Source organism: Amycolatopsis sp. NPDC051061 (assembly GCF_040682935.1).
Lineage (GTDB): Bacteria > Actinomycetota > Actinomycetes > Mycobacteriales > Pseudonocardiaceae > Amycolatopsis.
Genome location: NZ_JBFBBZ010000016.1, coordinates 54,682 through 77,866, shown reverse-complemented (window position 1 = coordinate 77,866; position 23,185 = coordinate 54,682). Strand labels below are relative to the sequence as shown.

At 71.4% G+C, this 23,185-nt stretch carries 17 protein-coding genes and 1 pseudogene; 12 read left to right on the top strand and 6 right to left on the bottom strand.

What is annotated here, in order from left to right; genetic code table 11:
- Positions 1-17: 17 nt before the first annotated feature.
- From kdpA to AB0N03_RS22680, 7 genes and pseudogenes are all read left to right on the top strand, one after another.
- A complete protein-coding gene (kdpA, locus tag AB0N03_RS22710; RefSeq protein WP_364375000.1) occupies positions 18-1,679 on the top strand; it encodes a potassium-transporting ATPase subunit KdpA in 1,662 nt (553 codons plus the stop codon).
- Entirely contained in the window at positions 1,676-3,736 is a 2,061-nt protein-coding gene (gene kdpB, locus AB0N03_RS22705) for a potassium-transporting ATPase subunit KdpB (RefSeq protein ID WP_364374997.1), read from the top strand. The genes kdpA and kdpB overlap by 4 nt, the downstream gene beginning before the upstream one ends.
- A gap of 5 nt (positions 3,737-3,741) precedes the next feature.
- A complete protein-coding gene (locus AB0N03_RS22700; RefSeq protein ID WP_364374994.1) occupies positions 3,742-4,332 on the top strand; it encodes a potassium-transporting ATPase subunit C in 591 nt (196 codons plus the stop codon).
- 4 nt (positions 4,333-4,336) lie between these two features.
- Positions 4,337-6,867: pseudogene (locus tag AB0N03_RS22695) on the top strand (DUF4118 domain-containing protein).
- Positions 6,864-7,562, top strand: a complete 699-nt coding sequence (locus AB0N03_RS22690; protein WP_364374991.1) for a response regulator — start codon at positions 6,864-6,866, stop codon at positions 7,560-7,562. Before AB0N03_RS22695 ends, AB0N03_RS22690 begins: the two are co-directional and overlap by 4 nt.
- Before the next feature lie 21 nt (positions 7,563-7,583).
- Positions 7,584-7,805, top strand: a complete 222-nt coding sequence (locus AB0N03_RS22685; RefSeq protein ID WP_364374988.1) for a hypothetical protein — start codon at positions 7,584-7,586, stop codon at positions 7,803-7,805.
- Positions 7,806-7,873: 68 nt separating this feature from the next.
- The gene (locus tag AB0N03_RS22680) at positions 7,874-8,104 is read left to right on the top strand and encodes a hypothetical protein (protein WP_364374985.1); all 231 of its coding nucleotides are present in this window, start codon (positions 7,874-7,876) and stop codon (positions 8,102-8,104) included.
- Between the two features lie 134 nt (positions 8,105-8,238).
- On the opposite strand, the gene AB0N03_RS22675 is transcribed toward AB0N03_RS22680, so the two are convergent.
- On the bottom strand, positions 8,239-8,853 hold the full coding sequence (locus AB0N03_RS22675; RefSeq protein ID WP_364374982.1) for a hypothetical protein: 615 nt from the start codon (positions 8,851-8,853) through the stop codon (positions 8,239-8,241).
- 202 nt (positions 8,854-9,055) lie between these two features.
- On the opposite strand from AB0N03_RS22675, the gene AB0N03_RS22670 reads away from it, so the two are divergent.
- Entirely contained in the window at positions 9,056-9,343 is a 288-nt protein-coding gene (locus tag AB0N03_RS22670; RefSeq protein ID WP_364374979.1) for an acylphosphatase, read from the top strand.
- A gap of 168 nt (positions 9,344-9,511) precedes the next feature.
- The gene (gene smc, locus AB0N03_RS22665; RefSeq protein ID WP_364374977.1) at positions 9,512-13,114 is read left to right on the top strand and encodes a chromosome segregation protein SMC; all 3,603 of its coding nucleotides are present in this window, start codon (positions 9,512-9,514) and stop codon (positions 13,112-13,114) included.
- A 171-nt stretch (positions 13,115-13,285) separates the two neighbouring features.
- Here the strand turns inward: smc and AB0N03_RS22660 are convergent, their stop codons facing one another.
- The 3 genes from AB0N03_RS22660 to AB0N03_RS22650 all read right to left on the bottom strand — a co-directional run bounded on the left by AB0N03_RS22660 (position 13,286) and on the right by AB0N03_RS22650 (position 16,665).
- Positions 13,286-13,786, bottom strand: coding sequence for a DUF3455 domain-containing protein (locus tag AB0N03_RS22660; protein ID WP_364374975.1), 501 nt, complete (start codon positions 13,784-13,786; stop codon positions 13,286-13,288).
- Positions 13,787-13,870: 84 nt separating this feature from the next.
- Positions 13,871-15,436 carry a sodium:solute symporter gene (locus AB0N03_RS22655; RefSeq protein ID WP_364374972.1) on the bottom strand — a complete coding sequence of 522 codons (1,566 nt, stop codon included), beginning with the start codon at positions 15,434-15,436 and terminating at the stop codon, positions 13,871-13,873.
- A 20-nt stretch (positions 15,437-15,456) separates the two neighbouring features.
- Positions 15,457-16,665 carry an anhydro-N-acetylmuramic acid kinase gene (locus tag AB0N03_RS22650; protein WP_364374969.1) on the bottom strand — a complete coding sequence of 403 codons (1,209 nt, stop codon included), beginning with the start codon at positions 16,663-16,665 and terminating at the stop codon, positions 15,457-15,459.
- Positions 16,666-16,805: 140 nt separating this feature from the next.
- Between AB0N03_RS22650 and ftsY the strand changes: the two genes are divergently transcribed.
- Positions 16,806-18,098: a signal recognition particle-docking protein FtsY gene (ftsY, locus tag AB0N03_RS22645; protein WP_364374966.1), complete on the top strand. Its 1,293-nt coding sequence runs from the start codon at positions 16,806-16,808 to the stop codon at positions 18,096-18,098.
- 190 nt (positions 18,099-18,288) lie between these two features.
- Here ftsY and AB0N03_RS22640 read toward each other — a convergent pair whose 3' ends face one another.
- Positions 18,289-19,065 carry an IclR family transcriptional regulator gene (locus AB0N03_RS22640; protein ID WP_364374963.1) on the bottom strand — a complete coding sequence of 259 codons (777 nt, stop codon included), beginning with the start codon at positions 19,063-19,065 and terminating at the stop codon, positions 18,289-18,291.
- A gap of 113 nt (positions 19,066-19,178) precedes the next feature.
- Here AB0N03_RS22640 and aceB point away from each other — a divergent pair, with 113 nt between their 5' ends.
- A complete protein-coding gene (gene aceB / locus AB0N03_RS22635) occupies positions 19,179-20,756 on the top strand; it encodes a malate synthase A (RefSeq protein WP_364374960.1) in 1,578 nt (525 codons plus the stop codon).
- Positions 20,757-21,944 (top strand): aldolase/citrate lyase family protein, encoded by a 1,188-nt coding sequence (locus AB0N03_RS22630; protein ID WP_364374957.1) that lies wholly within the window; start codon positions 20,757-20,759, stop codon positions 21,942-21,944.
- Between the two features lie 3 nt (positions 21,945-21,947).
- Here the strand turns inward: AB0N03_RS22630 and AB0N03_RS22625 are convergent, their stop codons facing one another.
- Positions 21,948-23,156, bottom strand: coding sequence for a DUF2786 domain-containing protein (locus AB0N03_RS22625; protein WP_364374954.1), 1,209 nt, complete (start codon positions 23,154-23,156; stop codon positions 21,948-21,950).
- Positions 23,157-23,185 lie beyond the last annotated feature (29 nt).

The following is a 23,185-nucleotide window of genomic DNA, read 5'->3' as shown; positions in this document are numbered from 1 at the left end:
CCCGCGGAGGGGCAAGAATGACCGACACGACGGCCGGGCTCGTCCAGCTCGGCCTCCTCCTCGCCGCCCTCGCCGTGGTCTACAAACCGCTCGGCGACTACCTGGCGCGCGTCTTCTCGACCGAGAAGCACCTGAAGCTCGAGAAAGGCCTGTACAAGCTCTTCCGCGTCAACCCGGACTCCGAGCAGCGGTGGCCGACCTACGCCGCGGGCGTGCTCGGCTTCTCGTTCGTCTCGATCGTCTTGCTCTACCTCTTGCAGCGGTTGCAGCCGCTCCTGCCGTGGGGCCTGGGCCGCGGCTCGGTGAGCCCGGGCGTCGCGTTCAACACGGCGGTTTCGTTCGTCACCAACACGAACTGGCAGTCCTACGTCCCCGAGACGACGATGGGCCACTTCGTGCAGATGGCCGGGCTGACCGTGCAGAACTTCCTGTCCGCCGGGGTCGGCCTGGCCGTGGCGATCGCGGTGACGCGCGGGTTCGTCCGGGCGAAGACCGACCGGCTCGGCAACTTCTGGGTGGACCTCACGCGCGGCACAGTCCGCGTCCTGCTGCCGATGGCGTTCGTGTTCGCGATCGTGCTGGTCGCGCTCGGCGTCGTGCAGAGCCTCAAGGCCGGCGTCGCCGTCACCAACCCCGATGGCAGCCAGAGCACCATCGCTCTCGCCCCGGCGGCGAGCCAGGAGGTGATCAAGGAGCTCGGCACCAACGGCGGCGGCATCCTCAACGCCAACTCCGCGCACCCCTTCGAGAACCCCAACGCCTGGACGAACCTGATCGAGCTGTTCCTCATCCTGGTGATCCCGGTCAGCCTGACCCGCGCGTTCGGCAAGCTGGTCGGCAAGCCGAAGCAGGGGTACGTCCTGCTCGGCGTGATGAGCCTGCTGTGGGCCGCGTCGCTGGCGATCATCTGGTTCTCCGAAGCCCGCGCGAGCAACCCGGCCGCACTCGCCGCCGGCGCGAGCATGGAAGGCAAGGAACAGCGGTTCGGCATCGGCCTGACGTCGATCTTCGCCGACACGACCACCGGCACCTCCACCGGCGCGGTCAACGGCGCCCACGACAGTCTCTCGGGCCTCGGCGGCGGGGGACCGCTGCTGAACATGCTCTACGGCGAGATCTCGCCCGGCGGCGTCGGCACCGGCCTCTACGGGATCCTCGTCATGGCGATCATCGCGATGTTCCTGGCCGGCCTGATGGTCGGGCGCACGCCGGAGTACCTGGGCAAGAAGCTCGGCAAGCGCGAGGTCACCTGCGCGGCGATCGCCATGCTGGCGATGCCGACGGTGGTGCTCCTCGGCTCCGGGATCGCGCTGCTGCTGCCGGGTACGGCGGGCGCGCTGGGCAACGGCGGCGCGCACGGCCTGTCCGAAATCCTCTACGGCTACGCGTCCACCGGCAACAACAACGGCAGCGCGTTCGGCGGCCTGACCGCGACGAGCGACTGGTTTCAGTCGTCGTTCGGCGTCGCGATGCTGATCGGCCGGTTCGTGCCGATCCTCGCCGTGCTCTGCCTGGCCGGGTCCCTGGCCGCGCAGCGCAAGGTGCCCGAGACCGCGGGCACCTTGCCCACCACCGGCCCGCTGTTCGCCACCATGCTCACCGGCACGGTGGTGCTCGTCGCGGCCCTCACCTTCATCCCGGCGCTCGCGCTCGGGCCCATCGCGGAGGCACTCGCATGACCGTCACCGATGAACGACCTCAGGTGACTCCCGTGGCTGAGACACCGGGCCGCGTCGGCGCCGGGGTGTTCAGCCCGCGCCAGCTCTGGACGTCCCTGCCGGACGCCTTCCGGAAGCTCAACCCGAAGCACCAGCTCGGCAATCCCGTGATGTTCGTGGTGTGGGTGGGTTCCGCGCTCACCACCGTCTTCGCGATCACCGACCCGAGCGTGTTCACCGTCCTGATCGCCGTCTGGCTCTGGTTCACGGTGCTCTTCGCGAACCTCGCCGAAGCCGTCGCCGAAGGGCGGGGCAAGGCACAGGCGGAATCCCTGCGGAAGTCGAAGAAGGAGACGGTCGCCCGACGGCTCACCGCGGACGGCTCGGAGGAACCGGTGCCCGGGGTCGACCTGAAGATCGGCGACCTGGTCGTCGTCGAGGCGGGCCAGGTGATCCCGGGCGACGGCGACGTCGTCGAGGGCATCGCGACCGTCGACGAGTCGGCCATCACCGGCGAGTCCGCCCCGGTCATCCGCGAGTCCGGCGGCGACCGGTCCGCGGTCACCGGCGGCACGACGGTGCTGAGCGACCGGGTCGTCGTCAAGATCACCACCAAACCCGGTGAGTCCTTTGTGGATCGCATGATCGCGTTGGTGGAAGGAGCATCCCGGCAGAAGACGCCGAACGAGATCGCGCTGACGATCCTGCTCTCGACGCTCACGATCATCTTCCTGCTCGCGGTCGTGGCCCTGCAGCCGATGGCCCGCTATTCCGGGTCCGAGCAATCGGTGATCGTGCTGACCGCGTTGCTGGTCTGTCTCATCCCGACGACGATCGGCGCGCTGCTGAGCGCCATCGGCATCGCCGGGATGGACCGCCTGGTGCAGCGCAACGTCCTCGCGACCAGCGGCCGCGCGGTGGAGGCCGCCGGCGACGTTTCGACGTTGCTGCTCGACAAGACCGGCACGATCACCTTCGGCAACCGCCGGGCCACCGAACTGATCCCCGTTGGAACGTCCACAATGGATGAACTCGCGCGCGCCGCCCGGCTGGCCAGCCTCGCCGACGAAACCCCCGAGGGCCGCAGCGTCGTCGACCTGACCGCGGACTACGCGTCCCAAGATGAGCGCGGCGAGTTCGTCCCCTTCACCGCGCAGACGCGGATGAGCGGCCTCGACATCGGAAACCGGCGGATCCGCAAGGGCGCCGCGTCCGCGGTCCGCGCCTGGGTGCGCGACAACGGCGGCGAGTTCCCCGCCGAGACCGAGAAGGTGGTCGACGAGATCAGCGCCCAGGGCGGTACACCTCTGGTCGTCGCCGAGGACGCCGAAAACACTATTGTGCGCGGCGTGATCCGGCTGTCCGACGTCGTCAAGCCGGGCATGAAGGAGCGCTTCAAGGAACTGCGCGCGATGGGCATCAAGACGGTGATGATCACCGGCGACAACCCGCTCACCGCCAAGGCCATCGCCGCGGACGCGGGCGTCGACGACTACCTCGCCGAGGCCAAGCCCGAAGACAAGATGGCGCTGATCAAGAAGGAGCAGGAGGGCGGCCGGCTGGTCGCGATGACCGGCGACGGCACCAACGACGCGCCCGCGCTCGCGCAGTCCGACGTCGGCGTCGCGATGAACACCGGCACCTCGGCCGCGAAGGAGGCCGGCAACATGGTCGACCTCGACAGCGACCCGACGAAGCTGATCGAGATCGTCGAGATCGGCAAGCAGCTGCTGATCACCCGCGGCGCGCTGACCACGTTCAGTGTCGCCAACGACCTCGCGAAGTACTTCGCGATCCTGCCCGCGATGTTCACCGCCATCTTCGCCCAGCTGGGCGGGCTGAACATCATGCACCTGGCCACGCCGAAGTCGGCGATCCTCTCCGCGGTCATCTTCAACGCGTTGATCATCGTCGTGCTGATCCCGCTGGCCCTGCGCGGCGTGCGGTACAAGCCGTCGTCGGCCTCGGCCCTGCTGCGCCGCAACCTGCTCGTCTACGGCCTCGGCGGGATCGTCAGCCCCTTCCTCGGGATCTGGCTGATCGACCTGCTCGTGCGCCTCATCCCTGGAATCGGGTGAACGTCGTGAACACTCTCGTCAAGCAGACCTGGGCCGGGCTGCGCGTGCTGATCGTGATGACGGTCCTGCTCGGGATCCTCTACCCCCTGGCGGTGTGGGCGATCGCCCGCATCCCCGGGCTGGAGGGCAACGCCGAAGGCTCGGTCGTCACGCAGAACGGCCAGGCCGTCGGGTCGTCACTCATCGGCGTCGACCCGGTGCCGGCCGACCCGGCGCACGACCCGTGGTTCCACAACCGGCCGTCGGCGGCCACCCCCGAGATGCCGTCCGGCGCGTCCAACAAGGGCCCGTACAACGAGGACCTGGTGAAGACCATCGGGGAGCGCAAGGACACCATCGCGAAGCGCGAAGGCGTGTCGCCCGATCAGGTACCGCCGGACGCCGTCACCGCGTCGGGTTCCGGCCTCGACCCGGCGATCAGCGTCGCCTACGCCGACCTCCAGGCCCAGCGGGTCGCCCGGAACACGGGCCTGCCGCTCGACCGGGTGAAGCAGCTGGTCGAAGCGAACACCTCGGGCGCGGGGATCGGTGTCCCCGGTGTGAATGTGCTCCAGCTCAACTTGGCCGTGCGCGCCGCGGCCGGAGGGGCACACTGACAGCGTGACCACCGCAAACACGCCCGTGAAGCCGCGCCGAGGAGAGCTGAGGATCTACCTCGGCGCGGCTCCGGGCGTCGGCAAGACCTTCGCCATGCTCGGCGAAGCGCGGCGGCGGCTCGACCGCGGCACCGACGTCGTCGTCGGCTGGTCGAGACGCACGGCCGCGAGAAGACCGCGGTGCTGCTCGACGGCCTCGAGGTCGTCCCGCGGCGGCACGCCGGCCACCGCGGCCGCGACTTCGACGAGATGGACGTCGACGCCATCCTCGCCCGCGCACCCGAGGTCGCCGTCGTCGACGAGCTCGCGCACACCAACGTGCCGGGTTCGCGCCACGCCAAGCGCTGGCAGGACGTCGACGAACTGCTCGAAGCGGGTATCGACGTGCTGTCCACGGTCAACGTGCAGCACCTGCAGAGCCTCAACGACGTCGTCGAGCGGATCACCGGCGTCACCCAGCAGGAAACCGTGCCCGACGAGGTCGTCCGCCGCGCCGAGCAGCTCGAGCTGGTCGACATCACGCCGGAGGCGCTGCGGCGGCGGCTCGCCCACGGCAACGTCTACCCGGCCGAGCGGATCGACGCCGCGCTCGGCAACTACTTCCGCCCCGGCAACCTCACCGCGCTGCGCGAGCTCGCCCTGCTCTGGGTCGCCGACCAGGTCGACGTCGCCCTGCAGCGCTACCGCGCCGAGCAGAGCATCACCGACACCTGGGAGGCGCGCGAACGCGTCGTCGTCTCCATCACCGGCGGCGCGGAGAGCGAGACGCTCATCCGCCGCGCCAGCCGGATCGCCACGCGGGCCGGCGCCGAGCTGCAGGTCGTGCACATCCTGCGCGGCGACGGCCTCTCCGGGCTCGGGCCCGCCGCGATCGCCCGCTGCCGGACCCTCGCCGAGGAGGTCGGCGCGACCTTCCACACCGTCGTCGGCGACGACGTCCCGACCGCGCTGCTGGACTTCGCCCGCGGCGTCAACGCGACGCAGCTGGTGATCGGGACTTCGCGGCGTTCGCGCGTGGCGCGGCTGTTCGACGAAGGCATCGGTGCCGGGGTCGTGCGGCAGTCCGGGTCGATCGACGTCCACATGGTCACCCACTCCGAGGCGGGCGGGCGCCTGCGGGCCCGGCTGAGCGCGAGCCCGCTGGGGTTTTCGCGGCTGGTCGCGGGCTGGGTGCTCGGCGTCGTCCTGCCGGTGCTGGTCACCGTGGTCGGCTTCTTCATCCCGGCCGGGCTCGACTTCGCCACCGACGTCATCTCCTACGTGCTGGCCACCGTGGTCGTGGCGCTGGTCGGGGGCCTCGGCCCGGCGCTGATCGCGGCCGTGCTCGGCGCCGGGCTGCTGAACTTCTTCTTCACGCCGCCGCTGTACACGCTGACCGTGCACACCCCGCAGAACCTCGTGACGCTGATCGCGATGGTCGTGGTCGCGGTGCTCGTCGCGCTGGTCGTCGACCAGGCGGCGCGCCGGGCCACCCAGGCGGCGCGGGCGCGGACGGAAGCGGCGCTGCTCGCGTCCTACGCCCGGACTGTGCTGACCCACGCGAACCCGATCGAACGGCTGCTGGAGAAGGTCCGGGAGAACTTCGCGCTGACGTCGGTGACGCTGCTGGAGAAGCAGGAGGGCGAATGGCACCGGGTGGCGGTCGCGGGGGAGCACCCGTGCGCCGACCCGGATGAGGCCGACGTCGACATCGCCGTCACCGCGGACGTCCACCTGACCCTGCGCGGGCGGGCGCTTCCCGCGGCCGACCGGCGGGTGCTGGAAGCCGTGGCCGGGCAGGCGTTGCTCGCCCTGCGCCAGCAGCGGACGGCCGCCGCCGCGGCGCGCGCCGAGCGCAAGGCCGAGGCGACCGAGCTGCGCACGACGCTGCTGTCCGCGGTCGGGCACGACCTGCGCACGCCGCTGACGTCGATCAAGGTGTCGATCGGCAGCCTGCGCGCGCCCGACCTCGCACTGTCCGAAGAGGACACCACCGAGCTGATGGAGGCCATCGAGCTGTCGGCCGACCGGCTGGCCGGCCTGATCGACAACCTCCTGGACTCCTCGCGCCTGGCCACCGGCGCGGTCAAGCCGCTCCTGCGTCCGGTGGGCTACGACGAGGTCGTCGCGCACGCCCTGTCCAATGTGGACTCGTCAGAGGCGGTCGAGGTCGCGGTCGACGACCGGCTGCCGTCGGTGCTGGCCGATCCGGGCTTGCTGGAACGGGTGGTGGCGAACGTGCTCGACAACGCCCTGCGTCACGGTGGTTCGCCGGTCTCCGCGCGGGCCAGCGCCCACTCCGGCCAGGTGGAGCTGCGGATCGTCGACCACGGCCGGGGGCTGCGCAAGGGGACCGCGGACTCGGCGTTCGCGCCGTTCCAGCGGCTCGGCGGCGACCGGGACACGACACCGGGGGTCGGGCTCGGGCTGTCGGTGGCGAAGGGCTTCACCGAGGCGATGGGCGGCACCATCCGCGCCGAGGACACCCCGGGTGGCGGGCTGACCGTCGTGGTCTCGCTGCCCGAACACAGCGTCACGTTCGAGGAGGCACGATGAACGACCCGGGTGCCACCGTGCTGGTGGTCGACGACGAGCCGCAGATCGTGCGGGCGCTGCGGATCAACCTGAACGCCCGCGGCTACAAGGTGATCACCGCGCACGACGGCACGGCCGCTTTGAAAGCGGTGGCGGAGACCAAGCCGGACGTCGTGGTGCTCGACCTCGGGCTGCCGGACCTGGACGGCACGGAGGTGATCGCCGGCCTGCGCGGCTGGACGACGGTCCCGATCATCGTGCTGTCGGCGCGCGGCGACTCGGCGGACAAGGTCCAGGCCCTCGACGCGGGCGCGGACGACTACGTCACGAAGCCGTTCGGCATGGACGAGCTGCTGGCCCGGCTGCGGGCAGCGGTCCGCCGCTCGGCGGTGACCGGCGCGGACGACGTGGACGCGGTGGTGGAGACGTCGTCGTTCAGCGTGGACCTGGCCGCGAAGAAGGTCCGCCGCACCGACGGCGTCGAGGTCCACCTGACGAAGACGGAGTGGGGCGTGCTGGAGCTGCTGGTCCGCAACCGCGGCCGGCTGGTGGCGCAGAAGCAGCTGCTGCACGAGGTGTGGGGGCCGTCGTACGAGCGGGAGTCCCATTACCTGCGGGTGTACCTCGCCCAGCTGCGGCGCAAGCTCGAGCCGGAGCCCTCGCGGCCCCGGCACCTGCTCACCGAGCCGGGCATGGGTTACCGCTTCGAGGTCTGAGGAAGCGGGTAACTCGTTCAGGTGACTGAGGCGAAGTGGGTACCCGGCGCCCGGCTGCCGGCGAAGGCCGCTCTCGCGCTGGCGATCTTCTGGACCGTGGGCGCGATCGGTTCCGGCTTTCTCGCCTGGGACGGGGGAGTGTCGGAGTGGCAGAGCGTGGTCCAGGTCGTGGTGACGGTGGCCTGGCTGGTCTTGGCCGGGTGCTACTGGTTCCGGTACGTCCAGGCGCGCGGGAACCGCTGATGACCGAGCCGGGTATGGGTTACCGCTTCGAGGTCTAGGTCGGCTTTCGGCGGGGTACCTCACCGGGCATGGACGGGTCGAAGACGTGGCTGCTCGGCGGTGAGCGCATCCCGCTGGTGATCCTGCTGACGCTGGCCGTGGGGGCGACCTTCGGGGCGTCCGGCTGGATCCTCACGGCGTTCGACGGCGACGCCGTCGGCTGGGCGAGGTGGCTGCGCGTCGCGGCCGCGGGCGCCGGCGCCCTCCTGACGGTCTATCTGTGGAGGCTGTTCGCGCATCGGCTCAAGCGCGGCGGCTGAACCGCCTGCCCGACGCCATCATCCTGCGGCTCCGGGAACGCGCCCCAATGTGGCCTTCGGTGCGTTCAACGCAACCAAGGCGGCCTTCGGTGCGTTGAACGCACCCAAGGCCGCCTTGGGACGGTCGGAATCTCTTACTGCGCGTGCGTGGTGCTTCCGCTCGCGGTCGGGGCGTCGCTCGTGGTCGGCGACGGCGAACCCGCGCTGCTGGTCCCGCCCCCGGTCGTCGACGGTGTTGTCGTCGGGGGCGTCGTCGTGGGAGCCGGTGTTGTGGTCGGCGGCGTCGTCTTGGGCGTCGACGGCGGCGTCGTCTTCGGAGTCGACTGCGGCGGCGGGTTCCCCGTGTCGTCGCGGGGCGGCGGGGGCGGGTCCGCGTGGGTGACCACCGTGGTCGTCGTCTTGCCGTCCGGGCTGATCGACACCACCGTGCTCGGCGCGGTCGAGGACGTCGCCGACGACTCCGACGTCGGCGCGCCCGCGGTCGACGGGCCGGACGGCGACGGGGTGTTCGGCGCCGTCTGCAGGCCGGCCTGCGAGGTGCCCTGGCCGCCGGTGCCACCGGTGCCGCCCGCGGTGGTGGCGGGGTCCGGGCCGGCGAGCTCGGCGACCGCGGCGAACGCGGTCGCGACCACCAGACCGGCCACCCCGAGCACGACGTACCCGGTGCGGTTCGGTTTGCTGCTCTTCGGCGGGGCGGTGTCGATCCTGGTCACGTGCGAGCTCGAGGCGGACCCGTCGGGGCGGGGCATTGCAGGCTCCTCGGGGGTTCGGGAGAGGCGCGGTGTTCTCAAGGATGCAGCGAGGCCGTGAATCGATCACTGCTTCCCCGGGCGGGGGTTCCCGGGAGGACGACCTCGGCGGCGAGGCTATCACCGTCGGTGCCCTATTCGCGCAGGTAGTGGGGCTGCGCGATCACTGTGCGCAGTCGAAGTGTCCGGAAAGGATGAAAGCTTGAGTGAGGAACAAACGAACACGCGATTGACGGCATGGGTCCGCGGACGCGTCCAGGGCGTCGGTTTTCGCTGGTGGACCCGCAGCCGGGCGCTCGAACTCGGGCTGGTCGGCAGCGCCCGCAACATGCCCGACGGGCGTGTCGAGGTCATAGCGGAGGGTGATCGAGACCACTGTGAGCGGTTGCTGGCCGCCCTGCGGTCGGGAGAATCACCCGGAAGTGTGGAGACCGTCGTCGAGCGCTGGTCCGACCCGAAAGGGGGACTCAACGGCTTCCTCGAACGCTGACCTGGCCTTGGTACTTCCGGGGCGGGTGTGACGCAGGAGGTTGCTGATGCCTTCGGAGATGTGCTAAGGCGCGCCGAGGAGGGGACGCGTCCGGCGGTCCGCCGGAGCTCCCGGGTAGCCTGGGACGATTGAATCGCCAGTACCGGCAGCCAGAGGGGTCAGCACCCAGTGCACCTGAAAAGCCTGACGCTCAAGGGCTTCAAGTCCTTCGCCTCGGCCACCACGCTGCGCTTCGAGCCGGGCATCACCTGCGTGGTCGGGCCGAACGGCTCGGGCAAGTCCAACGTGCTGGACGCCCTGCGCTGGGTCATGGGCACCCAGGGCGCCAAGGACCTGCGCGGCGGCAAGATGGAGGACGTCATCTTCGCCGGCACCGCGGGCCGCGCCCCGCTCGGCCGCGCGGAGGTCACCCTCACCATCGACAACGCCGACGGCGCCCTCCCCATCGAGTACTCCGAGGTGTCGATCACCCGCCGGATGTTCCGCGACGGCGCGAGCGAGTACGAGATCAACGGCGACCGCTGCCGCCTGATGGACGTCCAGGAGCTGCTCTCGGACTCCGGCATCGGCCGCGAGATGCACGTCATCGTCGGGCAGGGCCAGCTCGCGGCGATCCTCGAATCCAAGCCCGAAGAGCGCCGCGCCTTCATCGAAGAGGCCGCCGGCGTCCTCAAGCACCGCAAGCGCAAGGAACAGACCCTGCGCAAGCTGGCCAACATGCAGGGCAACCTCGACCGCCTCGGCGACCTCACCACCGAGCTGCGCCGCCAGCTCAAGCCGCTGGGCAAGCAGGCCGAGATCGCCCGCCGGGCCCAGGCCGTCCAGTCCGAGCTGCGCGACTCCCGCCTGCGCCTGCTCGCCGACGACCTCGTCACCCAGCGCGGCGCGATCACCCGCGACGAGGCCGACGAGAAGACCGCCCGCCAGCGCCGCGCCGAGGTCGAGCAGACCCTCGAGATCGTCTCCGCCGAGGAGACCGAGCTGGAGTCCTCGCTCGCCGAGGACGCGCCGCTGCTGCAGAGCGCCCAGGAGACCTGGTACAAGCTCTCCGCGCTGGCCGAGCGCCTGCGCGGCACCGTCCGGCTCGCGATCGAGCGGCAGCGCCACCTCTCGGCCGACGTCTCGACGTCGACCGGCGGCCGCGACCCCGAAGAGCTGCTCGAAGAGGCCGAGCACGTCGCCGAGCAGGAAGAGGAGCTCAACGAGGCCGTCATGGAGGCCCGGGAGCTGCTCGCCCAGACCGTCCTGCGGCGCGAAGACCTCGAACAGCGCGTGCAGGCCGCCGAGCGCGCGCACTGGGCCGCCGTCCGGGCCATCGCCGACCGCCGCGAGGGCCTGGCCAAGCTGACCGGCCAGGTCGAGGCGCTGCGCAGCAAGAACGGCGCCACCTCCGACGAGATCGACCGCCTCAGCGTCTCCCTCGAGGAGTCCGCGGAACGCGCCGAGATCGCCGTCGAAGAGCTCGAAGTGGCCAAGGCCGAGGGCGGTGTCGAGGAATCCGACGACTCCGGCCTGATGGACCGCCACGACCGCGCGGTCGAGGCCAACAACGCGGCCAAGGCGCGCGTCGAAGAGCTGGTCAAGGCCGAACGCACCGCCGAGCGCGAGATCGCGTCGGAGAAGGCCCGAGTCGAGGCGCTGTCGATGGGCCTGCGGCGCAAGGACGGCGCGGGTGCGCTGCTCGGCGCGTCCCACGAGCTGCCGGGCCTGCTCGGCTCGGTCGCCGCGCTGCTGACCGTCGAGCCGGGGTACGAGGTCGCGCTGGCCGCGGCGCTCGGCCCGGTGGCCGACGCGGTCGCCGTCACCGGCGGCGAAGACGCCCTGCGCGCGCTGAAGTACTTGAAGGACACCGATTCCGGCCGGGCGGGCATCCTGCTCGGCGGCCCGGAATCCACTGTGGACACCTACTCGTGGCCGTCGCTGCCGGAAGGCGCGCGCTGGGCCCGTGAGGTCGTCACGGCGCCCGCGCAGCTGCGGCCCGCCGTCGAGCAGGCCCTCGACAAGCTGGCCCTGGTCCGCGACCTCGAGTCGGCGCGCCACCTGGTCGCGGTGCACCCGGAGGTCCGGGCGGTCACCGCCGAGGGTGACGTCTTCGGCGCCCGCTGGGCGATCGGTGGCTCCGGCAAGCGCGAGAGCGTGATCGAGGTCCAGGCCGCCGTCGACGAGGCCGGGGAGCGGCTGCGCACGGCGGAGCGTTCGCTGGAGCGCTACGCGGCCGAGCTGGAAGGCGCCCGCGCCGAGCAGCAAGCGCGTCGCGAAGAGGTCTCCCAGGCCAAGGACGCCCTCGGCGAGGCCAAGGTCCGCAAGGCCCGCTCGTCGGAGCGGCTCAGCCGGCTGCAGCAGGCCGCCCGCCAGGCCCAGGCCGAGGTCGAACGCTTCAGCGGCCAGCGCGCGAAGGTCGAGCAGAGCCGCGAGCAGGCCCTGCAGCAGCTCGCCGAGCTCGAGGAACGGCTCGCCGCCGTCGCCGAGCAGCCCGTCGAGGACGACCCGGACACCGCCGAGCGCGACGCCGCCGTCGAAGAGCTGGCCGTCATCCGGCAGGAGGAGATGGAGGCGCGGCTCGCGCAGCGCACCGCCGAGGAGCGGGCGCGCAGCATCGCGGGCAAGGCCGAAGGGCTCCGCCGCGCCGCGCACGCCGAGCAGCAGGCCCGCGAGCGCGCCGAGCGCGCCGCCGCGAACCGCAAGCGCGGCGCCGAGATCGCCAACGCCGTCGTCAACGGCGGCGAGATCGCCCTCGACCGCATCGAGCACTCGGTCCAGCGCGCGGCCACCGAACGCGACCAGGTCCAAGCCCGCCGTCAGAGCCGAGAAGCCGCCCTGACCGGCGTCCGCGCCAAGGTCCGCGAGCTGACCGGCGAGCTGGAGAAGCTGACCGACGCCGTCCACCGCGACGAGGTCCTGCGCGCCGAGCAGCGGCTGCGGCTGGAGACCCTGGAAGCCAAGATCGCCGAGGACTTCGGCATCGGCCTCACGGATCTGGTGCAGGAGTACGGCCCGGACGTCCCGGTTCCGCCGAGCGCGGGCGAGATGGCCGAGTACGAAGCGGCCAAGGACCGCGGCGAAGACGTCACCCAGCCCCCGCCGATGCCGTACGACCGCGACACGCAAGCCCGCCGCGCCAAGCGCGCCGAGAAGGACCTTTCCCTGCTGGGCAAGGTGAACCCCCTTGCGCTGGAGGAGTTCGCGGCGCTGGAGGAGCGCTACAAGTTCCTCTCCACGCAGCTGGAGGACCTCAAAGACACCCGCAAGGACCTCGAGGCGGTCATCAAGCAGGTCGACGAGAAGATCCTCGAGGTCTTCGCCGGGGCCTACGCGGACGTGGCCCGCGAGTTCGAGACGGTGTTCAGCGTGCTCTTCCCGGGCGGCGAGGGCCGGATGGTCCTGACCGAGCCGGACGACCTGCTCAGCACCGGCGTCGACGTCGAAGCGCGCCCGCCGGGCAAGAAGGTGAAGCGGCTTTCGCTGCTGTCCGGTGGCGAGAAGTCGCTGGTCGCGGTGGGCATGCTGGTCGCGATCTTCCGCGCCCGGCCCTCACCCTTCTACGTCATGGACGAGGTCGAGGCGGCGCTCGACGACACCAACATGCGCCGGCTGATCGGGCTGCTGGAGCAGCTGCGCGACTCGTCGCAGCTGATCATCATCACCCACCAGAAGCCGACCATGGAGATCGCCGACGCGCTCTACGGCGTGAGCATGCAGGGCGACGGCATCACGAAGGTGATCTCGCAGCGCCTGCGCACGGCCGAGGACGAGCCGGTCCCGGTCGGCTGACACCACGCCGAAAAGGGCGGCTGCCCTCGGTTGGTGCGGCCGCTCTTCGCGTTCGTATCTCGTCTTCGTACGGCCCGGCCCGAGCGCCCCAATGTGGCCTTCGGTGCGTTCAACGCACCGAAGGGCCCCTTGGGTGCGTTCAACGCAACCAAGGCCACATTGGGGCGCTGGCTACCCGGCGCCCCAGAAGGCGTAGTCGGCCGTGTAGCGGACCGCCGTCTGCGCGCCTTCGGTGCAGGCTCCCGCCGGAGCGACTCCGCCGCGCGTGTTCAGGCGCTGGATGTAGGTCACCTTGCCGAACACCCCGTCGCCGCTGTTCAGGTTCGCCTTGAGCAGCAGCTGCGGGATCGCGTCCGGCTGCGGCGAGTTGGCCACCGCCGCCGCACCGACCGTGCTGCCGTCCACGATGGACGTCCACACCGGACCCTTGCTGTGCAGCGCCACCGGCTTGCCGTGTCTGGACAGCACCGCCGCGGGCTGGATCAGCGTCCACGCGCCCGCGGTGCACCCGTAGATCTGCACGCCCTCGGCCGGGTAGCTCGCCAGCGCGCGGTTGCCGGCCGGGACCTTGATCGCGTCCGGCACCTTCGGCCCCGCCGGGCTGGCCGAAGCCGTCGCCGCGCCGCCGAGCACCAGGGCACCGACCGCGAGCGCCACCGTCATCCGTTTCATGAACCCACCTTCGATTCCTCCCGCCGCTTCCCGGCGGGCTCCCGCAGACCGACACGGGCGCCCGCCGGAAACGGTTCAGAAGGATCAGGCGGCGGGCACCTCTTCCGCTTCACCGACAGCGTTGGCCTCGGCCGCCTTCGGGTCCGGCGTCCGGTGGCGCAGGGCGAGCACCCCGCCCACGACCAGCGTGATCACCACCCCCAGGAGCGTGTACCAGGGGTAGGCGAGAGCCACGCGATCGCCGGCTGCCTTGCTGAAGTCGATCCCGATCAGGCCACCGGTCTTCGCGCTGAACTTCACCCCGAGGATCACGAACGCCATCACGACGACCGTGGCGACGAACGCGATGATCGCGTCCAGCTGCCGGGCCTTCTTGATCAGCAGGCCGAGCAGGAACGACCCGAGCAGCGCGCCGTAGGTGTACCCGGTGATGGCCAGGCCCAGCTCGATCACCGAGTTCTTCGTGGTGGAGAACAGCGACGCGAAGAGCGCGAACACGACCGCCCAGATCAGCGTCCACATGCGACCGTGCTGCAGCAGCTTCGAATCCTCGGGCGAGCGCTTGGTGAAGCGCTGGTAGAGGTCGGCCACGGTCGAGGTCGAAAGCGCGTTGAGCGCCGAGGCCAGCGCACCCATGGTCGAGGCCAGGACACCCGCGATGAGCAGGCCCGAGACGCCGGCCGGCAGGTCGTCGATGATGAACCGCGAGAACACGTCGTCCGGGCTCTGCAGGCCGAGCTGCGCGACCGACTTGCGGCCGTTGAACACCCAGAGCATCGCGCCGACCAGCAGGAACAGTGCGAACTGGATCGTGACGATGATGCCGCTGCCGATGAGCGCCTTCTGGCCGTCGCGCAGGCTGCGCGTGGCCATCAGCCGCTGCGCGATCAGCTGGTCGGCGCCGTGCGACGCCATGGACAGCGCCGCGCCGCCGAGCACCGCGGTCACGAAGGCGTACGGGCTGGTGAGCAGGTTCTTCGTGAAGTCGACGAGCATGAACTTGCTGTCGTCGGAAGCCTGGCTCATCCAGTCGCCCGGCAGCTTGTTCAGCAGCACGATCGCCGCCACCGCCGCGCCGCCGAGGTACAGCGTCAGCTGGATGACGTCGACCCAGACGACCGCCTTGATCCCGCCGATGTAGGCGTAGATCAGCGTCAGCGCGGTCAGGATCACCACGATCACCCAGTAGGCCAGGTGGATGTTGTAGTGCCCGAGGATCACCTTGATCGGGATCGCGCCGGCGAACAGGCGGACACCCTCGGCGAGCAGCCGGGTGATCACGAACGTCACCGACGCGGTGCCCTGCAGCCCGGAGCCGAACCGCTTGCCCAGGAACGCGTACGCGCTGACGAGGTTGCCCTTGAAGTACCGCGGCAGCAGCACGAACGCGGCGATCGTCCGGCCGATGATGTAGCCGAAAGCCAGCTGCAAGAACAGGAAGGCGTTGCCGAAGACCAGCCCGGGTGTGCTGATCACGGTCAGCGTCGAGGTTTCCGTGGCCACCACGGACAGCATCACCGCACCCCACGGGAGGCTGCGCTCGCCGACGAAGTAGTCGGCCGCCGACCGCTGCTTGCGGCCGACGAGCACGCCTATCAGCGGCATCGCCGCCAGGTAGACCACGATGATGGCGAGGTCAACACCACGCATGGACTTCTCCTACTGTGTGTTCATCCGGCCTTCTCCGCGACTCGCAACCGCGTCACGGTGCCCCCCAGCGGGGCGGGAAGGATCAGGGGCCCGGCGCCCGGGACGAGCGCGCCGAGCAGGCGCGGCCCGCGGGCACCGGTCGCGGACGGCACCGTACCGGGTACGCCGCACCAGGTGAGCCAGCCGAGCAGCGCGGTGAGGTACGCCTCCTTGCCGGCGCCGGGCAGGCCGAGGTCGTCGCTGGTCTTGAGCACCGCGAACGGCAGGTTCCGCGCCAGCGCCGTCATCAGGGCCGGGTTCGCGACACCGCCGCCGGAGGCCACGACCGTCGTGACGCCGTGCCGCAGGCACTCATCGGCGACGGTCAGCGCGGTGAACTCGGTCAGCGTCGCCAGCAGGTCGCCGTCGCCGACCGGCGGCAGCCCGGCGAGGGCGGCGTCGAGGTAGGGCGCGTTGAAGTACTCCTTGCCGGTGGACTTCGGCGGCGCGGCGGCGAAGTACGGGTCGGCGAGCAGCCGGGCGAACAGGTCGGAGCGCACCGAACCGCCGAGCGCCAAGCGACCGTCGACGTCGCTGCGCTCTCCGGCCACGCGGTGGGCCGCGAGGTCGAGCAGCGCGTTGGCGGGCCCGGTGTCGTAGGCGATCGCCGGCTCGCCGTCGGCGACGACGGTGATGTTCGCGATACCGCCGAGGTTGAGCGCGGCGACCGGGTGACCGGAGTCCTCGGCCAGGCCGCGCAGCCACAGCTGGTCGAACGTGCTCGCCAGGGGCGCGCCGTGGCCGCCCGCGGCGACGTCGCGGGCGCGCAGGTCGGCCACCACCGGCAGGCCGGTGCGCTCGGCGATCCAGGCGGGCTGGCCGAGCTGCAGCGTGCCGCGGACGTGACCGTCCTCGACCCAGTGGAAAGCCGTCTGGCCCAGCGAGGCGACGAAGTCCGCGCGGCCGCCGGCCGGCTCGTCGGCGCCGCGCGCGGCCGCGTCGGCGAACGCCTGGCCGACGCCGGTGTCGAGCCGCGTCAGCTCGCCGGCGGTGCAGGGGTTCGGCGGCAACGCGGCGAGCAGGCCTTCGCGCAGCGATTCCGGGTAGGGGACGTCGAGCTCGCCGAGCGGCGTCAGGACGACGGTGCCGTCCTCGGCGTGCAGGTCGGCGGCGGCCACGTCGATGCCGTCGAGCGACGTGCCCGAAATCAGCCCGATCACCCGGAAGCCGTGGCTCGTGCACATCCCCATCCGGAGGGGTTTAGTGCAGGGCCCGTGGTGGCGCAACCCCGCGTGGTGAAGTCTTGGCCCAATCGGGATCTACGTCGTTATGAATTGCCTGTGCGGACGGGGTGTCCGCGCCGGTGCGGTGCGGATGAAAGGATGGGCGGGTGTCGAGCACCTGGTTCCTGTTCGTAGTCCTCGCCGTCGTCGTGCTGGTCGCCCTGCTGGTGACCGGCCTGCTCGTCGCGCGCAAGCGCCGGATCACCCTGGACGCCCAGCGCGAGGTCGAGGAGAAACCGAAGGGCGGCTCCTACGCGGCCAGCGGCGGCATCGCGCTCGCGCCCGGTGGGACGGCTCCGCCGGTCGAGGAACCCGCCGCCGAGCACCCCGTCGAGGACCGGCCGGAGACCGACGGCCAGCCCGCGGTCGGCGACGACGCGGCGGTGCCGCGCGACTCGGCGCAGCGCACGGTCCGCGACGTCAAGCTGCCCGAAGCGCCTCCGGAGGCCCCGGTCGCCGAGGAGATCGACCCCGCGGCCGGCCGCCTCGAGCGGCTGCGCGGCCGGCTGTCGAAGTCGCGGTCCGTGTTCGGGACCAGCCTGCTGGGCCTGCTCGGCGCCGGCGACCTCGACGAGGACTCCTGGCAGGACGTCGAAGACACGCTGCTGATGGCCGACCTCGGCGCGGCCACCACGACCCAGATCGTCGAGCGGTTGCGCGACGAGCTGTCCCGGCGCGCGATCCGCTCGCCGGCCGAGGCGCGCGAGGTGCTGCACGAGGTGCTGACGGCCCAGCTGTCCACCGACAGCGAGCGCGCGGTGCGGGCGCTGCCGCACATCGTCGACGGCCGGAAGCAGCCCGCGGTGGTCCTGGTGGCCGGCGTCAACGGCACGGGCAAGACGACGACCACGGGCAAGCTCGCCCGCGTCCTGGTGGCCCAGGACAAGACGGTGGTCCTGGGCGCGGCGGACACGTTCCGCGCGGCGGCGGCCGACCAGCTCCAGACGTGGGCCGAGCGCGTGGGCGCGGAGGTCGTCCGCGGCAAGGAAGGCTCGGACCCGGCGGCGGTGGCCTTCGACGCGGTGAAGCGCGGCGTGGACACCGGCGTCGACGCGGTCCTGATCGACACGGCGGGCCGGCTGCACACGAAGACGGGCCTGATGGACGAGCTGGGCAAGGTCAAGCGCGTCGTGGAGAAGCAGGCGAAGGTCGACGAGGTCCTGCTGGTGCTGGACGCGACGACGGGCCAGAACGGCCTGATGCAGGCCCGGGTGTTCGCCGAGGTCATCGACGTGACGGGGATCGTCCTGACGAAGCTGGACGGCACCGCCAAGGGCGGCATCGTGTTCCAGGTCCAGCGCGAACTGGGGGTGCCGGTGAAGCTCGTCGGGCTGGGCGAGGGCCCGGACGACCTGGCGCCGTTCGAGCCGGGCGCCTTCGTGGACGCCCTGCTCGGCTGAAAACCGGGTGACGGCTGGGGCCGCCGGGCGCACAATCCTCGGTTTGTGACCACCATCCGCGGCGATGGGCTTGATGCGCGACTACGAGCGCGCCCCGGACGGCACCTGGCACGACGGCCTGCTGATGGACCTGCTCAAGGGTGAGCTGACCTGAGGTCAGTCCTCGTCGATGACCGGCTCTCGCTCAGAGTCAGACCGTGACCGTCGCCTGGGAGAGGCTCGCACCCAACGCGTCCGCGACCCGCTGCACCGCCGGGGCGATGTGTGCCACGGCCTCGGCGGTCAACCGCCCCGAGGGCCCGGACACCGAAACCGCCGCCGGCACCGGCGCGCCCGGCACCGCCACCGCGACGCACCGCACGCCCAGCTCCTGCTCCGCCTCGTCCAGCGCGTAGCCCTGCGAAGCGATCCGAGCCAGCTCGACGGCCAGAGCGTCCGCGTCGGTGAACGTGTGCTCCGTGTACGCCGGCATGCCCGTCCGCGAAAGCAGCGAACGCACGTCGGCCGACGGCAGGTGCGCCAGCATCGCCTTGCCCACCCCGGTGCCGTGCGGCAGCAGCCGGCGGCCGACCTCGGTGAACATCCGCATCGAGTGTTTCGAGGGCACCTGGGCCACGTACACGACTTCGTCGCGCTCCAGGACCGCCAGGTTCGCCGTCTCGCCGACCTCTTCGACCAGTTCGGCCAGCAGCGGCCGCGCCCACGCGCCGAACTGCATACTCGCGTTCTCGCCGAGCCGGATCAGGCGCGCGCCCAGCGCGTAGCGGCGGTTGGTGTTCTGCCGGACGTACCCCAGGTCGACCAGGGTGCGGATGAGCCGGTGGATCGTCGGCATCGGCAGGCCGGACAGCGTCGCGAGCTCGGACAGGCTGGCTTCACCGCCGGTGTCCGCGAGGTGTTCCAGCAGCTCGAAGGCGCGCTGCAGGGACTGGACGCCGCCGTCGCGTCCGTTCTTCTCCGCTGCCACCGGTGGCCCTCCTTACGTCGGCGTTGATGTTCCGCTATGCAGAAACTATAGTCCGGCTGGTAGAAAACCGTAGGGCCGTTATCCAAAGATCCGAACCTTCGAGGTGTTTTCCCATGTCTTCTGAAGTCCAGGTGCTGGGCGATCCGGTCGAGCGCGGCGACGAGATCCTCACCCCGGGGGCGCTCGAGTTCCTCGCCGGCCTGCACGACGCGTTCGCCGGCCGTCGCGACGAGCTCCTCCAGGCGCGGAGCAGGCGTCGCGAGGAGGCCCGGACCACCGGCAGGCTCGACTTCCTGCCGGAGACGAAGGAGATCCGCGAGGGCGACTGGCAGGTCGCCGTCGCCCCGCCCGCGCTGCGCGATCGCCGCGTCGAGATCACCGGGCCGACCAGCCGCAAGATGACCATCAACGCGCTCAACTCCGGCGCGAAGGTCTGGCTCGCCGACCTCGAGGACGCCAACACGCCGCACTGGGCGAACGTCGTGTCCGGCCAGGTCAACCTGTACGACGCCGTCCGCGAGACGATCTCGCTGGAGAGCGGCGGCAAGAGCTACGCGCTCAAGGATGACGTCGAGCACGCCACGATCGTGGTCCGCCCGCGCGGCTGGCACCTGCCCGAGCGCGGCCTGTCCTTCGGCGGCCGCGAAGCCGTCGGCGCGCTCGTCGACTTCGGCCTGCACTTCTTCCACAACGCGGCCGAGCAGCTCAAGCGCGGCAAGGGCCCGTACTACTACCTGCCCAAGATGGAGAGCCACCTCGAAGCGCGGCTCTGGAACGACGTCTTCACCCACTCGGAGAAGGCGCTGGGCATCGAGCACGGCACCGTCCGCGCCACCGTGCTGATCGAGACCATCCCGGCCGCGTTCGAGATGGAAGAGATCCTCTACGAGCTGCGCGAGCACGCGTCGGGCCTCAACGCCGGCCGCTGGGACTACCTGTTCAGCGTGATCAAGTACTTCCGCGACGCGGGCGAGAAGTTCGTGCTGCCGGACCGCAACTCCGTCACCATGACCGCGCCGTTCATGCGCGCCTACACCGAGCTGCTGGTGCGCACCTGCCACAAGCGCGGCGCGTTCGCGATCGGCGGTATGGCCGCGTTCATCCCGAGCAAGGACCCGGAGGTCAACCAGGGCGCCTTCGACAAGGTGCACGCGGACAAGTCCCGCGAGGCCGGCGACGGCTTCGACGGCTCCTGGGTCGCGCACCCGGGCATGGTCGAGCTCTGCAAGGAGGAGTTCGACAAGGTCCTCGGCGACGAGCCGAACCAGCTCGGACGCACCCGCGACGAGGTCAGCGTCACCGCCGACCAGCTGCTGGACGTCGCTTCGACGCCGGGCGGGGCGACGGCGGCCGGCCTGCGCGCCGCGGTCGACGTCGGCGTCCGCTACATCGCGTCCTGGCTCAGCGGCAACGGCGCGGCGGCGATCCACAACCTGATGGAGGACGCGGCGACGGCGGAGATCTCGCGGTCGCAGATCTGGCAGTGGGTCAAGAACGGGACCACGCTCGAAACCGGCGACGTCGTGACGTCGGAGCTGGTGCGCGGCGTCCTCGCGGACGTCCGCGGCGAGCTCGCCCGGGAGCTGCCGGCCGACCGGCTGCTGCCGGCCATCGAGCTGTTCGAGCAGGTCGCGCTGGCCGACGAGTTCCCCGACTTCCTGACGCTGCCCGCCTACGAGCGGATCAAGTAGGTGCGTCTTCCCGAGGACGTCTACGACGCCGCCGACGCGCGCTTGGCCGAGGCCGACGCGCGCGTCGCGGCGTCGTACCCGGGGGAGCGGCCGGGACGCCAGCCGGTGCACACGGTGTACGTCCCGGCGTCGCAGTACCGCACCCGCCTGGTCGCCGACTGGGGCAAGCAGGCGATGCGCGTCTTCATCGAGCACGCCGAGCTCCTCGGCGTCGAGGACGACGTGTACGAGCGCGTCCGCGCGAAGCTGCTGACCGAGCCGATCGAGGACCTGCGGATCGACTTCGAAGACGGCTACGGCCGCGTGCCCGGCGACGTCGAGGACGCGGCCGCGCGGGCGGCGGGCCAGACCCTGGCCACCACCGGCGGGACGCCGTTCTGCGGCATCCGCTTCAAGAGCTTCGAAGCGGCGACGCGCCGTCGCGGTATCCGCACGCTCGACTTGTTCTTGGGTTCGTTGCTGGACCACGGTCCGCTGCCGCCCGGGTTCGTCGTCACGCTGCCGAAGGTGACGGCGGTCGAGCAGGTGTCGGTGGCCGCGGAAGTCTTGGAGCGCTTGGAATCCGCGTACGGGCTCGCCGCGGGAACGCTGCGGTTCGAGGTCCAGATCGAGACGGCGCAGTCCATTGTGGATCTCGACGGGACGCTGTCGGTGGCGCGGATCGTGCGGGCCGCGTCGGGCCGGTGCTCAGGGCTGCACTACGGGACGTACGACTACAGCGCGGGCCTGGGCATCGCGGCCGCGTACCAGAGCATGGAGCACCCGGCGGCGGACCTGGCCAAGGGCCTGATGCAGGTCGCGGTGGCCGGCACCGGCGTCCGGTTGTCCGACGGTTCGACCAACAAGCTCCCGATCGGGGACGCGCTCCCGGCCGCGTGGGCGGAGCACCTCCGCCTCGTCCGCCGGTCGCTGGAACGGGGTTTCTACCAGGGCTGGGACCTGCACCCCCACCAGCTGCCGACGCGTTTCGCGGCGACCTACGCGTTCTACCGCTCGGGCTTCACGGCGGCGGTGGAGCGGCTGCGGGCGTACGCGGACAAGCAGGCCGGGGGAGTCCTGGACGAGCCGGCGACGGCGCAGGCGCTGGCGGTGTACCTGCTGCGCGGGCTGGACTGCGGCGCGCTCGACGAGGGTGAGCTGCCGTTCGGGCGGCCGGAGCTGGAGAAGTACGCGCTGCGGCTCGCGTGAGGGTTAGTCACCGAGCCGGGCGCGGTCGGCGGCTTCGCGGCCCGCGTCCCAGCCCTCGGCGCTGCGCACGGTCACCGATTTGCCCACGACCTGGGGGAAGAGCGTGGTGAAGGCCGCGTTCACCTTCAGCTCGTGCGAGGCCAGCACCGGCAGCAGCCGGTCCGGGTCGGGCGTGGCGGTGAGCGTGGCCGCGGCGGCCTTCTCGAGGCGCTCGCCGATCCGGGTGGCGTAGGAGACGAGGAACGACTTCCGGAACGCCCGGTCCCGGCCGGCCGGGTCGGCGATCATCGCCCGGGTCGCCTGGACCAGCAGGGACGTCGTCAGCAGCGCGACCGAGTCCAGGTCGTTCTCGTCGCCGACCACGGTGACGAGGTCCCAGCGCGCGTCGAAGACGGCGCGGCAGCGGTTGGCCTTCGCGACCACGTGGACCAGCAGCGACTTGGCGTCGACGTACGGGGTGTCGAGCCAGATCCGGCGGGACGCGGGCACCTCGGGCCCGGCCTCGCCGGCCTCGACCAGCACGCGGTCGAAGGCGTAGCGGGTCATCAGCTCCTGCGCCTTCGCCGAAAGGGCTTCGGCCTCCTCCGGGAACGAGCTCGACTCGGCCTTCGCCAGCAGCGCGCGGACCCGGCCCAGCTTCTTCTCGTCCACGGCGTGGTGCGCCGGGCGATCCGGCGTCGCGGCTCCCGGCGGGGGCAGGACTCGCGTCAGGTTCGGCAAGGTCATCAGGAAGCCCAGGGCTTCGATGACGGAGGTCAGCGCCTCGGCCGGGGTCAGGATGTGCTTCGCCGCCCACTGCGTCAGGTGCGGCTCGGACTCCGTCCACCAGCGGCCGGCGCCCACCTCGCGAAGCCGGTCCCGCCAGTCCGGGTGCACGGTTTCGAACTGCCCGACGTACGCGGCCAGGGTGTCGAGCGCGAAGGACCGGGCGAACTCGTCGACTCGCCGCCGGGCCGCCTGGTCGACGTCCTCGGGCAGCCAGCCGCCCCGGCAGACCCGGGCGATCACGTGCTGCCCGGCCCGGCGGGCACCTTCGGCGGCCTCGGCCGGCAGTTCGAGATCCGGCGTCAGCCGCTTCGCCCACGCCTTGGCCGCGCCGCGGATTTCCCGCGCGGTCTCGGAGGCGGCAGCCAGCAGGGTGTCGCCGAACTCCTCGGCGGTCCGGGGCCGCTGGATCTCTTCGGCCGGGACGCGTCGCTTCTGCTTGCCCACGGGGCGAGTGTGCCGCAGCCCGGTCACCT

Excerpts from the sequence above, each read along its gene's own strand:
- kdpA (WP_364375000.1), top strand. The coding sequence starts at position 18 with ATGACCGACACGACGGCCGGGCTCGTCCAGCTCGGCCTCCTCCTCGCC.
- kdpB (WP_364374997.1), top strand. The coding sequence starts at position 1,676 with ATGACCGTCACCGATGAACGACCTCAGGTGACTCCCGTGGCTGAGACA.
- AB0N03_RS22690 (WP_364374991.1), top strand. The coding sequence starts at position 6,864 with ATGAACGACCCGGGTGCCACCGTGCTGGTGGTCGACGACGAGCCGCAG.
- AB0N03_RS22680 (WP_364374985.1), top strand. The coding sequence starts at position 7,874 with ATGGACGGGTCGAAGACGTGGCTGCTCGGCGGTGAGCGCATCCCGCTG.
- AB0N03_RS22675 (WP_364374982.1), bottom strand. The coding sequence starts at position 8,853 with ATGCCCCGCCCCGACGGGTCCGCCTCGAGCTCGCACGTGACCAGGATC.
- AB0N03_RS22660 (WP_364374975.1), bottom strand. The coding sequence starts at position 13,786 with ATGAAACGGATGACGGTGGCGCTCGCGGTCGGTGCCCTGGTGCTCGGC.
- AB0N03_RS22655 (WP_364374972.1), bottom strand. The coding sequence starts at position 15,436 with ATGCGTGGTGTTGACCTCGCCATCATCGTGGTCTACCTGGCGGCGATG.
- AB0N03_RS22650 (WP_364374969.1), bottom strand. The coding sequence starts at position 16,665 with ATGGGGATGTGCACGAGCCACGGCTTCCGGGTGATCGGGCTGATTTCG.
- aceB (WP_364374960.1), top strand. The coding sequence starts at position 19,179 with ATGTCTTCTGAAGTCCAGGTGCTGGGCGATCCGGTCGAGCGCGGCGAC.